The sequence below is a fragment of the Streptomyces sp. NPDC005963 genome, from assembly GCF_040638655.1.
Lineage (GTDB): Bacteria > Actinomycetota > Actinomycetes > Streptomycetales > Streptomycetaceae > Streptomyces.
This window is the reverse complement of the sequence record NZ_JBEXVD010000004.1, coordinates 383,656-398,112: the sequence shown is the minus strand read 5'-3', so window position 1 is coordinate 398,112 and position 14,457 is coordinate 383,656. Positions and strand designations below refer to the sequence as shown.

General features: G+C 69.1%; 12 protein-coding genes. 6 read left to right on the top strand and 6 right to left on the bottom strand.

Going from position 1 to position 14,457, the window contains the following annotated elements; translation table 11 throughout:
- Window positions 1–208: 208 nt before the first annotated feature.
- The 3 genes from ABZ348_RS09625 to ABZ348_RS09615 all read right to left on the bottom strand — a co-directional run bounded on the left by ABZ348_RS09625 (window position 209) and on the right by ABZ348_RS09615 (window position 3,553).
- The gene (locus ABZ348_RS09625) at window positions 209–1,969 is read right to left on the bottom strand and encodes an ABC transporter ATP-binding protein (protein ID WP_358931096.1); all 1,761 of its coding nucleotides are present in this window, start codon (window positions 1,967–1,969) and stop codon (window positions 209–211) included.
- Between the two features lie 169 nt (window positions 1,970–2,138).
- On the bottom strand, window positions 2,139–2,927 hold the full coding sequence (locus ABZ348_RS09620; RefSeq protein WP_358931057.1) for a class I SAM-dependent methyltransferase: 789 nt from the start codon (window positions 2,925–2,927) through the stop codon (window positions 2,139–2,141).
- 29 nt (window positions 2,928–2,956) lie between these two features.
- Window positions 2,957–3,553, bottom strand: a complete 597-nt coding sequence (locus tag ABZ348_RS09615) for a DUF3043 domain-containing protein (protein ID WP_358931055.1) — start codon at window positions 3,551–3,553, stop codon at window positions 2,957–2,959.
- A gap of 301 nt (window positions 3,554–3,854) precedes the next feature.
- Here ABZ348_RS09615 and ABZ348_RS09610 point away from each other — a divergent pair, with 301 nt between their 5' ends.
- The 5 genes from ABZ348_RS09610 to ABZ348_RS09590 all read left to right on the top strand — a co-directional run bounded on the left by ABZ348_RS09610 (window position 3,855) and on the right by ABZ348_RS09590 (window position 10,575).
- Entirely contained in the window at window positions 3,855–4,658 is an 804-nt protein-coding gene (locus ABZ348_RS09610; RefSeq protein WP_358931053.1) for a PspA/IM30 family protein, read from the top strand.
- Between the two features lie 154 nt (window positions 4,659–4,812).
- Complete coding sequence (locus tag ABZ348_RS09605; protein WP_358931051.1) at window positions 4,813–5,100, top strand: hypothetical protein; 288 nt, start codon at window positions 4,813–4,815, stop codon at window positions 5,098–5,100.
- 183 nt (window positions 5,101–5,283) lie between these two features.
- Window positions 5,284–6,567, top strand: a complete 1,284-nt coding sequence (locus ABZ348_RS09600) for a histidine kinase (RefSeq protein WP_358931049.1) — start codon at window positions 5,284–5,286, stop codon at window positions 6,565–6,567.
- Window positions 6,564–7,247, top strand: coding sequence for a response regulator transcription factor (locus tag ABZ348_RS09595; protein WP_358931047.1), 684 nt, complete (start codon window positions 6,564–6,566; stop codon window positions 7,245–7,247). Before ABZ348_RS09600 ends, ABZ348_RS09595 begins: the two co-directional genes overlap by 4 nt.
- 184 nt (window positions 7,248–7,431) lie before the next feature.
- On the top strand, window positions 7,432–10,575 hold the full coding sequence (locus ABZ348_RS09590) for an efflux RND transporter permease subunit (RefSeq protein ID WP_358931045.1): 3,144 nt from the start codon (window positions 7,432–7,434) through the stop codon (window positions 10,573–10,575).
- 97 nt (window positions 10,576–10,672) lie between these two features.
- Here the strand turns inward: ABZ348_RS09590 and nadA are convergent, their stop codons facing one another.
- Entirely contained in the window at window positions 10,673–11,857 is a 1,185-nt protein-coding gene (gene nadA, locus ABZ348_RS09585; RefSeq protein WP_358931043.1) for a quinolinate synthase NadA, read from the bottom strand.
- A 294-nt stretch (window positions 11,858–12,151) separates the two neighbouring features.
- On the opposite strand from nadA, the gene ABZ348_RS09580 reads away from it, so the two are divergent.
- A complete protein-coding gene (locus tag ABZ348_RS09580) occupies window positions 12,152–12,508 on the top strand; it encodes an iron-sulfur cluster assembly accessory protein (RefSeq protein WP_358931094.1) in 357 nt (118 codons plus the stop codon).
- A 70-nt stretch (window positions 12,509–12,578) separates the two neighbouring features.
- On the opposite strand, the gene ABZ348_RS09575 is transcribed toward ABZ348_RS09580, so the two are convergent.
- Window positions 12,579–14,090, bottom strand: a complete 1,512-nt coding sequence (locus ABZ348_RS09575; RefSeq protein WP_358931041.1) for a hypothetical protein — start codon at window positions 14,088–14,090, stop codon at window positions 12,579–12,581.
- A gap of 93 nt (window positions 14,091–14,183) precedes the next feature.
- Window positions 14,184–14,387 carry a hypothetical protein gene (locus ABZ348_RS09570; protein WP_358931039.1) on the bottom strand — a complete coding sequence of 68 codons (204 nt, stop codon included), beginning with the start codon at window positions 14,385–14,387 and terminating at the stop codon, window positions 14,184–14,186.
- Between the last annotated feature and the right edge of the window lie 70 nt (window positions 14,388–14,457).

Sequence of the window (14,457 nt, the reverse complement as noted above, 5' to 3'; positions counted from 1 at the left end):
CAAGACCCGCACCCGGACCCCCCAAACCCCAGCCCCCCAAAACCCGAGCAAACCCAGCCCGTCCGGCGCTTGAGGACGGAACCCCGCCACCCCCCAAGGCGGAACCCAACAAACGAGCCCCACCCGGACCAAGCGAAAGCCAGAACCCCCCGCACCCCAACCCCGGGCAAAGGCCCAGCGCCAGCCCCCCCACCCCCCAGAGCGGAGCTCAAAGAGCGGGCTTCGTCACGGAAGCACCCCCCGAAACCAGGAACTGCGTCGCAGCCAGTTCCCCGTACAGCGCATCCCCCGCCACCAGATCCGCGTGCGTCCCCACCGCGCGCACCTTCCCCGCGTCCATCACCACGATGCGGTCGGCCAGTGTCACGGTCGAGAGCCGGTGGGCGACCACCAGGACGGTCACTTCGCGGGCCACTTCCGCGACCACGTCGCGTAGGGCCAGCTCGTTCACCGCGTCCAGTTGGGAGGTCGCCTCGTCCATCAGGAGCAGTCGTGGTTTGCGCAGCAGGGCGCGGGCTATCGCGACCCGTTGGCGTTCGCCGCCGGAGAGTTTGGAGCCCCGGTGGCCCACGAGGGTGTCGAGCCCGTCGGGGAGACGCCCCACCAGCGTGTCCAGGCGTGCCTTCACCAGGACTTCCGCGATGTCCTCGTCCGTGGCGTCGGGTGCGGCGAAGAGGAGGTTGTCACGCAGGGTGCCTGCCAGGACCGGTGCGTCCTGTTCCACGTACCCCATGGCCGCTCGGAGTTCGGCTAGGGGCCAATCGCGTACGTCCTTGCCGTCCACCAGGACGCGTCCGCCGCCCACTTCGTAGAACCGTTCGATGAGGGCGAAGACCGTCGTCTTGCCGGCGCCCGACGGGCCGACGAAGGCGGTCATTCCACCTCCCGGGATGTCGAAGGAGACCCCGTGGTGGACCTGTGGCAGATCGTCCCGGTAGCGGAAGGCGACCTCGTCGAACATCACTGAAGCCGGTTCGGCGCGCTTCGCGGGCACGGGCCCGCCACTCCCCGTCTCCTCCGTCGCCAGTTGTTCGGCTTCGACGATGCGGGCGATGGCGGCCGAGCCCTGCTGGTACTGGGTGGCCGCCTCCACCATCCGTGACACCGGGTCGATCAGATAGAAGAGGAAGAGGAGGAAGGCGACGAGCGTCGAGATGGAGATCGCACCGGACGCCACTCGTGCCCCGCCGATCCCGAGGACCGCGAGGAAGGACACCTGGACGGCGAGTCCCACCGACGACCACGCCACGGACTGCCATTTCGCGGAGCGCACGCCGTATCGCCAGGCTTCGGTTGCTGCTGCGGTGACGACCGCGGTTTCGCGTTCTTCCGCGCCCGACGCCTTGACCGTACGGAATGCTCCGAACGCTCGTTCCAGAACGGTCGAGATCTCCGCCACGGCTTCCTGTGCCCGCTGGGTCGCCCGGGAGATCTTCGGCATCACCAGGGCGACGCAGCCTCCGATCAGCACGATCACCGCGAGCGTGACCCCGAGGAGGACCGGGTCCATGACGGCCATCAGCACGATGGTGGCGACGAATGCGATTCCTCCCGTGGCCGCGGAGACGATCGACTGGGTGGTCACGGCACGCAGCAGGGTGGTGTCCGATGTGACGCGGGACATTAGATCGCCCGGTTGGGTCCGTTCCATCTCGGGCAGCCGCAGTCGGAGCAGACGTCCGATCAGGGAGCGGCGGGCCGCCAGCACCACGGATTCCGCGGTGCGTTCCAGGATGTACGCCCCCACCGCCTCGATCGCGGTGCCGATGATCACCAGCCCGGTGAGCAGGAACAGTACGCCGGTGATCGACTCGTTGTTGCCGAGGCGATCGACGAGGGACTTGGCGGCGAGTGGCTGGGCCAATCCGGCCACGGTGCCGACGAGGGCGAGGGAGGCGCCGAAGGCCACGGTCCAGCGGTGTGGCTTGAAGTGCGAGTACAACGCACGCCAGGTTTCGCGGGCGGGCAACCGAACGGGCGCGGTGTCGCTCGTCGTGCCGGAGTCGGCGGGCGGTACCCCGTTCGCGGCGGTTTCGGCGGGGCGCGGGGTGGTTTTGGCGGTGCTCACTTCCACGATGACGCGAAATCCCCGCCCCCACCTGACTGGCGCGAGGCATCAACCGCCCCCCGCCGGGGCGTCAGCCCCGTACCCCGCACAGATGCAGCAGTGCGGCGATCTGCCGGTAGGGGTCGGTGCGCCCCGCGCGGTCCTCGGCGGCCAGGAGGCGTTCCAGCGCGGTGGCCGCGGGAATCTCGGTGTCCGCGCCTCGCTCGGTGAACACCTGTACGCCGTACCAGGCGTGCAGGGGGGCGGCGATGCCCGCCAGTGCCGCGGTCAGGGCCTGGAGCCGATCGGCCCGCTCCACGGTCCCGCCGCGGTCGGTCCGGACGTCCGAGTCGAAGGCGGCCAGTGTCGCGTCCCAGTCCCCGCTCAGTCCGGGGGCGAACGCCAGTGCGTCCCCGTTGCGCACGAGCAGGGAGAGCAGCCCGCCGGGCGCCAGCATCCGGGCGAGGCCCGCGAGCATGGCGTCAGGTTCCGGTTCGGACATCAGCACGCCGTGGCAGAGGACCACGTCGAAGCTGCCGGGCAGGAAGTGGACGCCGGTCTCACGACAGGCGCCTTCGATGAAGCGGACGCGTTCACGGATGCCGGCGGGTTCGGTCGCCAGGGACTCCTGGGCGGCCCGTAGCAGGCCGGCGTCGGATTCCAGTCCGGTGATGGTGTGCCCCGCGCGGGCCAGCCGGAGCGCTTGGACGCCCCGGCCCATGCCCACGTCGAGTATCCGCAGTCGCTGGCCGACCGGGTACCGCGCGGCCATCTGCTCGTCGAGTTGGCGGGCCACCAGTTCCTGGCGGACGGTTTCCTTCAGTCCGCCCCGCAGTACGGGGGCGAGCGAAGCGGTCCGTCCTTCCGGCCCGTCGGGCACGGTGACCGTACCCCCGGGGGTCTGGCTGCTCAGGGTCGCTCTCCACGCTTGACCTGCGGCTTCGGCAGGCGAAGCCGTCGCAGCTGGAGCGTGCGCATCAGCCCGTAGGCAACTGCGCCGCGCTTCGGCTCGTCCGGGTAGCGCTCGCGCAACTGCTTCTTCAGTCGGATGGCGAGCCCGATCGAGTCCACGACGATCATCACGATGACGCCCAGCCAGACCAGCAGAGCGATGTTCTGCATCTGTCGGTTCTGGATCAGGCTCATGATGAGGATCAGGACGGCGATCGGCAGGAAGAACTCGGCGATGCAGAAGCGCGAGTCGACGAAGTCCCGGACGAAGCGCCGCACCGGGCCCTTGTCACGAGCGGGCAGGTACCGCTCGTCACCGCTGGCGAGGGCCTCGCGCTGGCGGGCCAGATTGGAGCGGCGCGTCTCACGCGCACGCTTCATGGCCTCCTTGCGGTCGACCGGCGTGCTGGCGGCACGGCGTCGCTGGGTCTGGGCCTCACTGCGCTTGGGCGTGGGGCGGCCCTTGGGGGCCTCGGGATCGCGGGGCTGCTTGGAGAGGTCCGCCGTCACCTGATCGGTGGGGGCCTTCTCTGTCTTGGCACGGCTACGGAACACAAAACCCAAGGGTACGGGGTGGCAGGCATGGACCCAACGCCGGAGGGGAACGATCCGGCAACACCAAGCGTCTGTAGGGGGCAGAAGGGACAGAACGCGCATTGCGTGGAGTTCCCCTGGGGTTCCTGAGCTTTCCCTGACGGCCGTCTACTCCCTGCGCCGGATCGGAAGCTGTCCGCAGTCGTCCTTGGGGATGAGCGCATCAGCGCTCGAACAGTGCGGTAATGGATGTAGGGCCCGTACTGTGGGTTCTGTTGGAGTGCTGGAGCCGGAGTCCGTCAGAAGGGGGCGCGCGAAGCCCATGAGCGGTGTCATGAAGCGTATGGGGATGATCTTCCGCGCGAAGGCAAATAAGGCCCTGGATCGGGCCGAAGACCCGCGCGAAACCCTGGATTACTCATATCAGAAGCAACTGGAGCTGTTGCAAAAGGTGCGTCGGGGCGTCGCCGATGTGGCCACCTCGCGCAAGCGCCTCGAACTACAGGTGAATCAGCTCCAAGGCCAGTCCTCCAAGCTGGAGGACCAGGGCCGCAAGGCGCTGGCGCTGGGCCGTGAGGACCTGGCGCGTGAGGCGCTCTCCCGCCGTGCCGCGCTACAGCAGCAGATCAGCGACCTCGAAGTGCAGCACCAGACCCTTCAGGGCGAGGAGGAGAAGCTCACCCTCGCGGCTCAGCGCCTCCAGGCCAAGGTCGACGCCTTCCGCACCAAGAAGGAGACGATCAAGGCGACCTACACCGCCGCTCAGGCGCAGACGCGGATCGGTGAGGCGTTCTCCGGCATTTCGGAGGAGATGGGCGACGTCGGCCTGGCCATTCAGCGGGCCGAGGACAAGACCGCGCAGCTCCAGGCCAGGGCCGGGGCCATCGACGAGCTGCTCGCCTCCGGCGCGCTGGACGACCCGTCCGGCATGGCGAAGGACGACATCGCCGCCGAGCTGGACCGCATCTCCGGTGGTACGGATGTAGAGCTGGAGCTCCAGCGGATGAAGGCGGAGCTGGCGGGTGGCAGCAGCTCCTCCCAGCAGGCCATCGAAGGGAACAAGGGAGCCCCGCAGGACGCTTCCGGCCAGCAGCACACGAACAAGCCCAACTTCGACAAGAACTGATGGCGTTCGACCAGCCCCAACAAGCCCCAACACAATCTGCCCCGGCATAAAACGACCGCCAGGAGCCCAGCGGGACCGTCAGGTCCCGGTCGGGCACCCGGCACCAGCACTGCCCCGCACGTGCCCGAGTGACTTCGACCAGTAGGGACTCGTCATGATCGTACGGATCATGGGGGAGGGTCAGGTGAAGCTGGCTGACACCCACTTCGCCGAACTGAACAAGCTCGACGACGAGCTGCTCGCCGAGATGGAGCGGGGTGACGGTCCCGGCTTCCGCCGGACTCTCGGCGCGCTCCTGGAGCGCGTCCACGCACTCGGGGAGCCGCTGCCCGATGATGCTCTGGAGCCGTCGGAGCTGATCCTCCCGGCAGCGGACGCGACGTTGGAGGACGTGCGCGCGATGCTCGGCGACGACGGGCTGATCCCCGGACTCCCCGGCTGACCCGACCCCGGCCGACCTGATCCCCGGTGTCCCGAGCTCCCGTTTCCCGGGCTCCGGGCCGCCGGGGACCGCCTTCCCTTCCCACCTCCGGGCCCTTCCCGCACAGGTCGTACCCATGACCGCGGGAGAAGGGCAGGGGAAGCGCCTTACCCGGCCCTGGGGTCACGTCGTACCGTTCCTGGCGTGACCTCACTCGCCTCCGGCTTCGCCCGCTCCCAGCGCTGGCTCCGCGAGCACCCGTTGGCCCTCGACGGTTCGCTGGCCGTGACGGTCCTGATCTGCATGGTCATCGGATCCTTCGCCGAGCCCTACGGCAAGCACGGGCCCGAGTTCGGCGCCCGCACCCCCGAGCTGCGCAGCGTCCTGCTGATCGCCGTGGTCTCGGCCGCGCTCGTCCTACGACGCAGCAGGCCGATGTGCGTGCTCCTCTTCACCGGGCTGCTCTCCGTCATCGAGCTGATCGTCGGCGATCCCGCCGCCCCGGTGGTGATGAGCGCGGTGATCGCCCTGTACACCGTCGGTTCCCGTACCGATCGGCCCACCACCTGGCGGGTCGGGCTCCTCGCCATGACCGTGCTCACCGGCACCGCGATGTTCTTCGGCTCGACCCCCTGGTACACCCAGGAGAACCTGGGCATCTTCGCCTGGACCGGAATGGCCGCCGCCGCGGGGGACGCGGTCCGCAGCCGACGCGCGTTCGTCGACGCCATCAGGGAACGCGCCGAACGGGCCGAGCGCACCCGCGAGGAGGAGGCCCGTCGTCGGGTGGCCGAGGAGCGGCTCCGGATCGCCCGTGATCTCCATGACGTGGTCGCCCACCACATCGCCCTGGTCAACGTGCAGGCGGGGGTCGCCGCACATGTGATGGACCGGCGCCCCGACCAGGCGAAGGAGGCACTGGCGCATGTACGGGAAGCGAGTCGTTCCGCGCTCAACGAACTGCGTGCCACCGTCGGACTGCTGCGACAGTCCGGGGACCCCGAGGCCCCCACCGAGCCGGCGCCCGGCCTCGATGTCCTCGACGCCCTCGTCACCACCTTCCGACAGGCCGGCCTGCCGGTGGAGGTGGCCCGCGCGGACGACGGTGCCCGTCCGCCGTCAGCCGTCGATCTCGCCGCGTACCGGATCATCCAGGAGGCGCTGACCAATGTGCAGAAGCACGCCGGCCGGGAAGCGACGGCCGAGGTCAGCGTCATTCGGGTCGGGGCCACCCTGGAAGTCACGGTCCTCGACAACGGGAAGGCCCCGGAGCTCTGCCCGGCGGGCTGCGAGGAGGTCCATCCGGGGGGACCGCCGCCCGGCGCCGGCGCTCACCCGGAGCCCGGGGGAGGGGGCCACGGTCTGCTCGGGATGCGCGAGCGGGTCACCGCACTCGGCGGCCGGCTCAGCGCGGGCCCCCGATACGGCGGCGGATTCAGAGTGCAGGCGATACTGCCCCTCACGGTTCGTACGGGGGAGAACAGATGACGATCAGGGTGCTGCTCGCCGATGACCAGACGCTCCTGCGCAGCGCGTTCCGCGTCCTGGTGGACTCCGAGCCCGACATGGAGGTCGTCGGCGAGGCCGCGGACGGAGCGGAGGCGGTCGCCCTCGCCCGTGCCACGCGTGCGGACGTCGTTCTGATGGACATCAGGATGCCGGGCACCGACGGACTGGCCGCCACCCGCATGATCAGCGCGGACCCGGAGCTGTCCGCGGTCCGGGTGGTGATGCTGACGACCTTCGAGGTGGACGAGTACGTGGTCCAGTCGCTGCGGGCGGGGGCGTCCGGCTTCCTGGGCAAGGGGGCCGAGCCCGATGAACTGCTCAACGCGATCCGGATAGCGGCGGCGGGTGACGCCCTGCTCTCACCGGTCGCGACCAAGGGCCTGATCGCCAAGTTCCTGGCCCAGGGCGGCGACATGGACACCCAGGAGTCCGAGAGCTACTCCGAGCGCCTCGGCGCTCTCACCAGCCGGGAGCGCGAGGTGCTCGTCCTGGTGGCCGGTGGGCACACCAACGACGAGATCGCCGAACGCCTCCAGGTGAGCCCCCTCACCGTCAAGACCCACGTCAATCGGGCCATGGCCAAGCTCGGTGCGCGCGACCGGGCCCAACTGGTGGTCACGGCGTACGAGTCCGGACTGGTACGTCCAAGGGTGGAGTGATCCGGCTCCCTCCCGTACTCCAACCGCGGTATGCCTCAGATAAAGAAACGGGACCTGGGGCCGACAGTCGGGCCGATTCGATGGCTGATGGTATTAGCGGGGTTCTGGCGGTCCGTGCGCGCACGTCCGCCCCCGGTCGAACCCTCCGCTCCCTGCCTGCCGCGAGTCACAGAAGAGAGTCCCCATGTCCTGGCTGTCTCAGTTCAGCCTGAAACAACGCGCCCTGGTCGGGCTGATGTCGATCGTCGCGATCGTTTTCGGCGCGATTGCCATACCCCAGCTCAAGCAGCAGTTGCTGCCCTCCATCGAACTGCCCATGGTCTCGGTGCTCGCCCCCTACGAGGGCGCGTCCCCCGATGTGGTCGAGAAGCAGGTCGTGGAGCCGCTCGAAAGCTCCTTGGAAGCAGTCGACGGCATCAAGGGCATCACCTCCACGGCGAGCGAAGGCAACGCCGTGATCATGGCCAGCTTCGAGTACGGGGACGGCACCAAGCAACTCGTCGCCGATGTGCAGCAGGCGGTCAACCGGGCCAGGGCGCAGCTCCCCGACACCGTCGACCCACAGGTCATCGCGGGTTCGACGGACGACATCCCGACCGTCGTCCTCGCGGTCACCTCCGCCAAGGACCAGCAGACGCTCGCCGACCAGTTGGAGCGTACGGTCGTCCCCGCCCTGGAGGACATCGACGGCGTCGGACAGGTCACCATCGACGGTGTCCAGGACCTCCAGATCTCCGTCACGCCCGATGACGCCAAACTGGCCGGGGCCGGTCTGAACACCGCCGTCCTCGCCGAGGCACTGCGTGCCGGTGGAGCCACCGTCCCCGCGGGTTCGTTCAGCGAGGACGGCAAGAGCCGCACGGTCCAGGTCGGTGGTGGCTTCACCAGCGTCCAGCAGATCCAGGAACTGCGGATCCTTCCCCCGGCGCCCGCCAAGGGCAAGCCGGTGCGTCTGGCCGACGTCGCCACCGTCCAGCAGGCGCCCGCCACGGCCGTCTCCCTCACCCGTACCAACGGCAAGCCCAGCCTCGCCGTCCTCGCGACCATGGACAACGACGGCAGCGCCGTCGCCATCTCCGAAGCGGTCCAGGACAAGCTGCCCGAACTGCGCAGGGACCTCGGCTCCGGGGCCGAACTGTCCGTGGTCTCCGACCAGGGGCCCGCGGTCTCCAAGGCGATCTCCGGACTCACCACCGAGGGAGCACTGGGACTCCTCTTCGCGGTGATCGTGATCCTGGTCTTCCTCGCCTCGCTGCGCTCCACCCTGGTCACGGCGGTCTCCATTCCGCTGTCGGTGGTCCTCGCACTGATCGTGCTGTGGACCCGTGACCTCTCCCTCAACATGCTCACCCTGGGCGCGCTCACCATCGCCATCGGCCGGGTCGTCGACGACTCGATCGTGGTCCTGGAGAACATCAAGCGTCACCTCGGCTACGGCGAGGAGCGCGAGAGCGCGATCATCAACGCCGTCAAGGAGGTCGCGGGAGCGGTCACCGCATCCACCCTGACGACCGTCGCGGTGTTCTTGCCGATCGGTCTGGTCGGCGGCATGGTCGGCGAACTCTTCGGCTCGTTCTCCCTCACCGTCACCGCGGCCCTGCTGGCCTCGCTGCTGGTGTCGCTCACCGTCGTGCCGGTGCTCTCGTTCTGGTTCCTGCGCGCGCCCAAGGCGGTACGGGGACTGGACGCCGACGAGGCCCGTCGCATCGCCGAGGAGCAGGAGGAGCGCAGCCGACTCCAGCGGATGTACGTCCCGGTCCTGCGCTTCGCCACCCGGCGTCGTCTGACCAGCATCGGCATCGCGGTCGTCGTCCTGTTCGCCACCTTCGGCATGGGTGGGCTGTTGAAGACCAACTTCTTCGACCAGGGCGAGCAGGAGGTCATGTCGATCAAGCAGGAGCTGCCGGCCGGTACCAGCCTGGAGGCGTCGGACGCCGCAGCCAAGAAGGTCGAGCAGGTGCTCTCCGGCCTTGACGAGTTGAAGAACTACCAGGTCACGGTTGGTTCCTCCGGCTTCATGGCGGCCTTCGGCGGCGGCACCGGCTCCAACCAGGCGTCGTATCAGATGACCCTCAAGGACGCCGGCGACTACGAGAAGGTCCGGGACCGCATCGATGCGGAACTGGCCAAGCTCGACGGTGTCGGTGACACGACCATCGCCTCGGGCGACGGGTTCGGCAGCCAGGACCTGAGCGTCGTGGTGAAGGCGGCCAATCCGGACACGCTCAAGTCGGCCTCCGAGGCCGTGCGCAAGGAGATCGCCGGTCTCGACGACGTCACCGACGTCCAGAGCGACCTGGCGCAGTCCATCCCCCGGATCTCCGTCAAGGCGAACGCCAGGGCGGCGGAGGCCGGATTCAGCGACGCCACCCTCGGTATGGCGGTCGCCCAGGCCGTGCGCGGCACCCCGTCCGCCAAGGCGGTCATCGGCGACACCGAGCAGGACGTGGTCATCACCTCCGCACGACCTGCGAAGACCCTCGCCGAGCTGCAGAACCTGCCGCTGGGTGCGGTCAGGCTCGGTGCCATCGCCGAGGTCAAGCTGGTGCCCGGACCCGTCTCGATGACCCGCATCGACGGTGCGCGCGCCGCGACGATCACGGCCAAGCCGACCGGGGACAACACGGGTGCGGTCAGCTCCGCACTCCAGACCAAGCTGAACTCCCTGGACCTCCCGGAGGGTGCCACGGCGTCCATCGGCGGAGTCTCCGAGGACCAGGACGAGGCGTTCACCTCCCTCGCACTGGCGATGTTCGCGGCGATCGCGATCGTGTTCATGCTCCTGGTGGCGGCGTTCCGTTCGCTGATCCAGCCGCTGATCCTGCTGGTCTCCGTCCCGTTCGCGGCGACCGGCGCGATCGGACTGCTGCTCCTCACGGGGACGCCGATGGGCGTTCCGGCGATGATCGGAATGTTGATGCTGATCGGCATCGTGGTCACCAACGCGATCGTGCTGATCGACCTGATCAATCAGTACCGTTCGCAGGGGCTCGGGGTCGTGGAGGCGGTCATCGAGGGCGGTCGACACCGTCTTCGCCCGATCCTGATGACCGCTCTAGCGACGATCTTCGCCCTGCTGCCGATGGCCCTGGGCGTCACCGGAGAGGGCGGCTTCATCGCCAAGCCGCTGGCCATCGTGGTGATCGGTGGACTGCTCACGTCCACGCTGCTGACCCTGCTGCTCGTACCGACGCTGTACGCGATGGTCGAGCTCCGCAAGGAGCGCCGGGCCGACAAGCGTGCTGCCAAGCGCGTGAAGACGTCGGGCGAGGCGGCGGCCGGGGAAACGGACGCGCAGAGCGAGGAGCCGAGCCCGGCCAAGGTCTGATCCGGCGGCCCCCCCGATCGACGACGAACAAACGTGGTGCCCCGGCCTTCATCGACGGCCGGGGCACCACGTTTGTTCAGGGGGCTTCTTCAGGTGGCTACGGAAGGGCCAGCATCCGCTCCAGGGCGAGCTTGGCGAAGCTCTCCGTCTCGCTGTCGACCTGGATCTGGTTGACGAGGGTGCCCTCGGCCAGGGACTCCAGCGTCCACACGAGGTGGGGCAGGTCGATGCGGTTCATCGTCGAGCAGAAGCAGACGGTCCGGTCGAGGAAGACGACCTCCTTGTCCGGGTGGGCCTTGGCGACCCGGCGGACCAGGTTCAGCTCGGTGCCGATCGCCCATGCGGACCCGGCCGGAGCGGCGTCGAGCATGTTGATGATGTACTCGGTCGAACCGACGTGGTCCGCTGCCGACACGACCTCGTGCTTGCACTCGGGGTGGACCAGTACGTTGACGCCGGGGATCCGCTCGCGGACCTCCCGTACGGAATCCAGCGAGAACCGGCCGTGCACCGAGCAGTGGCCGCGCCACAGGATCATCTTGGCCGAGCGCAGCTGCTCGACGGTCAGTCCGCCATTGGGCTTGTGCGGGTTGTAGAGGACGCAGTCGTCGAGGGACATGCCCAGGTCCCGTACGGCGGTGTTGCGGCCCAGGTGCTGGTCGGGCAGGAAGAGGACCTGCTCGCCCTGCTCGAAGGCCCAGTCCAGGGCGCGCTTGGCATTGGACGAGGTACAGATGGTGCCACCGTGCTTGCCGGTGAACGCCTTGATGTCCGCGGAGGAGTTCATGTACGAGACGGGCACGACCCGATCGGCTATGCCGGCCTCGGTCAGCACGTCCCAGCACTCGGCGACCTGCTCGGCCGTCGCCATGTCGGCCATCGAGCAGCCGGCGGCCAGATCGGGCAGGACCACCTTCTGGTCGGCCGAGGTCAGGATGTCCGCGGACTCGGCCATGAAGTGCACGCCGCAGAAGACGATGTACTCGGCGTCCGGACGCGCCGCCGCCTCCCGCGCCAGCTTGAAGGAGTCACCCGTGACATCGGCGAACTGGATGACCTCATCGCGCTGGTAGTGGTGGCCGAGGACGAAGACCCTCTCGCCCAGCTTCTCCTTCGCCGCGCGGGCGCGCTCCACCAGATCCGGGTCGGAGGGGGACGGCAGATCGCCGGGGCACTCCACGCCGCGCTCGCTCCTGGGGTCGGCCTCGCGGCCGAGCAACAGGAGGGCGAGCGGCGTCGGCTGCACATCGAGCGACTCCGTACGGGGTGGGGCGGTGGTCACGACACACACCCTTTCTTTCTCTGCACAGACCTTTTCGTCTATTTGACGTTATCTATGATAACCGCTTCACGTCACTTTGACGATGGCCATTGCGTCGATGTGACGCACCCCCCTGTGCGGGCCGGTGCCCCCTCACGGCCGGGTGTGCGAGCATGAAGACAGACACAAGAAGGCCAAGGAAAGCCCCGGGCCCGGAATGAATCCGCGGGCCCGCCGGTTTGAACCGTCTGCAAGCAGTCTCCGTACTTCCCCTGCCTCTGGTGGGGAGACCCCATCCCGGGAGTGATGAAGCAGATGTCCGTATCGGACGAGACCACCACCGTGAACGACGGCATCCTCCTGTCCGAAGCCGCAGCGGCCAAGGTCAAGGCGCTGCTGGACCAGGAAGGTCGCGAGGACCTGGCACTGCGGGTAGCCGTCCAGCCCGGCGGTTGCTCCGGTCTGCGCTACCAGCTCTTCTTCGACGAGCGCTCGCTCGACGGCGATGTCGTCAAGGACTTCGACGGAGTCAAGGTCGTCACCGACCGGATGAGCGCTCCCTACCTCGGCGGCGCCTCCATCGACTTCGTGGACACCATCGAGAAGCAGGGCTTCACCATCGACAACCCGAACGCCACGGGGTCCTGCGCCTGCGGCGACTCCTTCAACTGAGTCACCCCCGAACGCACCGAGGGCGGCGGTCCCCGAGGGGCCGCCGCCCTTTGGCATGTACCGGGTTCGCTCAGCCGGACGAGCCGGCCCGCTCGACCGCCCCACCGGACTCGGCGTCCACCACCGTCCGGTCACCGAGCGGCCGATCCAGCGTCACCGTCTCCGTCAACTGCTTCGCCAGGGCGATGCACACCCTGTCCGGGTCCGGGGAGGATTCGGTGATCCGCACCTTCACCGCACCACCGCTCTCGACCGCCGTCGCCCGGTAGTCGGAACACACCCCGCCCCAGAACGTGACCGTCAGCGTGCGCCCGTCGACCGCGTACGACTCGATGCGCCCGGCGGGCCGCGGCACGGCGGGGTCCGCCACCGGCGCGGTGGGCTTGATCTTCTGCGGCGGCTTCGGAGGCCGGACCGGCTGCGCCGGACGGGTCTCCTCCTCCTTCTCCTGAAGGACCTCCGGCTCCACCGCGGGTTGCACGACGGCCGCCCCACCACTCACCCGGAATAGCCAGGACGGTACGAGCGCCTGGCCCTGCCCCACCGGCTGTGCGGACAGCCCGAACACCGCACCCGTCACCGTTCGCTGCACGGGCGTGACCGTGCCGCACGGCTGCACCGGCTTCTGAGCGCCTTCCAGCGGTACGGGAGTGGCACAGGCGGGCGGACCGCAGGGGACGTCCGAGGTCGACGCGTCCGGTCCCGGCAACGGAGTGGTGCACTCGGCAGTGCCCGCCGAGCTCGCTGTGCTCGCACCCTGATTCAGCCGGTCCAACGCCTCCTGGGCATCGAACACCGGGTGCTCGTCGGACTTCACCGGCTTCAACAGCCGCCCGCCCCCACCGACGACCAGACCGTCCGCGCCGATCTCCACCCCGGTCGTCCAGCCGTACGTGGGCAACCCGCCGACCACCGGGTCGGCATTCACGATCCGCACCGCCCCGCGCACCTGTCGTGCGTCCGTCCGGGCGTCGGCCTGCCCGAGGGCCTTGAGCAGGGGCGCGGCGGCCTTCTTCGCCACTGCCTCGCTCACCGGGACCCCCGTGGCGGTCCCGGTGTCCGGCTTCTGGCAGGTCGCACCCCGGGCGCAGTCGTCCCCGCTCGGAGCACTCCCGTACGCGCCGTACGTCCAGGCACCCGGCGCCTTGCGGTCGACCCGGAGCAACGGACCGGAACCATCGGTCCCGGGGCCGACGGTCCATGTCCCGCCGGTCAGCCGGGGGGTTCCCGACATCCCGAGCGCCGCCGCGAGCCGATCCACCTCACTCCGCTCGACCGTCCCGACCGCTCGGTGCACGGCCGCCCGCTCCGGTCCGGCGGGCAAGCGCGCGGCGCGGTAGTGCACGGTTCCGGAAGGAGGCGGCTCTCCGGGGGCGATTCCCGCTCGTTGCTTCGGGTCCGCTGAAAGCTGTGGCGGACGGGCCGCACTGCGATCGGAACCTTCCGAGGCCCCGCTGGAGCCCACGGTCGCCAGATAGGTGCCGCCACCGCCCGCGATCAGCAGCACCGCCATGGCGGACGCGACGAGCGGGGCGCGCCTACGGCGCACACGGGGTTCGCTGTTCTGGGTGCTGCTGCTCACCGCATCGCTCCTTGGCCTCATACACACCCACGGCGCGTGGGTGTGTATGGGACGGAGCCGACCGCCTGACGGTTCCCCCGGGACGGAGTTGGATCACTGCCCGTACTCGGGCATGGCCTCCACCAGTCGGGCCGAGGCACGCGACACCACGACCCCGTGGATGCTCGACGGCAACACGGGAGCGGGCAACACCGCCGCGGGCACCACCCAGTGGGGGGCCATTCGCGCACAGTCACCCCGCAACTGCGCAAGGGTGAACTCCGCGTCGCGGTCGGCAGCGCCGATGTGGTTCTTCATACCGGCACCGTACGCACCATGGTGAGAGGGAAAAAAGCCCTACTATTGGGTAGTTTTCGCCTTACGGCGA

What these genes read in the sequence shown, in the direction of transcription:
- ABZ348_RS09570 (WP_358931039.1), bottom strand. Translation starts at nt 14,387, where the DNA reads ATGAAGAACCACATCGGCGCTGCCGACCGCGACGCGGAGTTCACCCTT.
- ABZ348_RS09590 (WP_358931045.1), top strand. Translation starts at nt 7,432, where the DNA reads ATGTCCTGGCTGTCTCAGTTCAGCCTGAAACAACGCGCCCTGGTCGGG.
- ABZ348_RS09595 (WP_358931047.1), top strand. Translation starts at nt 6,564, where the DNA reads ATGACGATCAGGGTGCTGCTCGCCGATGACCAGACGCTCCTGCGCAGC.
- ABZ348_RS09580 (WP_358931094.1), top strand. Translation starts at nt 12,152, where the DNA reads ATGTCCGTATCGGACGAGACCACCACCGTGAACGACGGCATCCTCCTG.
- ABZ348_RS09605 (WP_358931051.1), top strand. Translation starts at nt 4,813, where the DNA reads ATGATCGTACGGATCATGGGGGAGGGTCAGGTGAAGCTGGCTGACACC.
- ABZ348_RS09610 (WP_358931053.1), top strand. Translation starts at nt 3,855, where the DNA reads ATGAGCGGTGTCATGAAGCGTATGGGGATGATCTTCCGCGCGAAGGCA.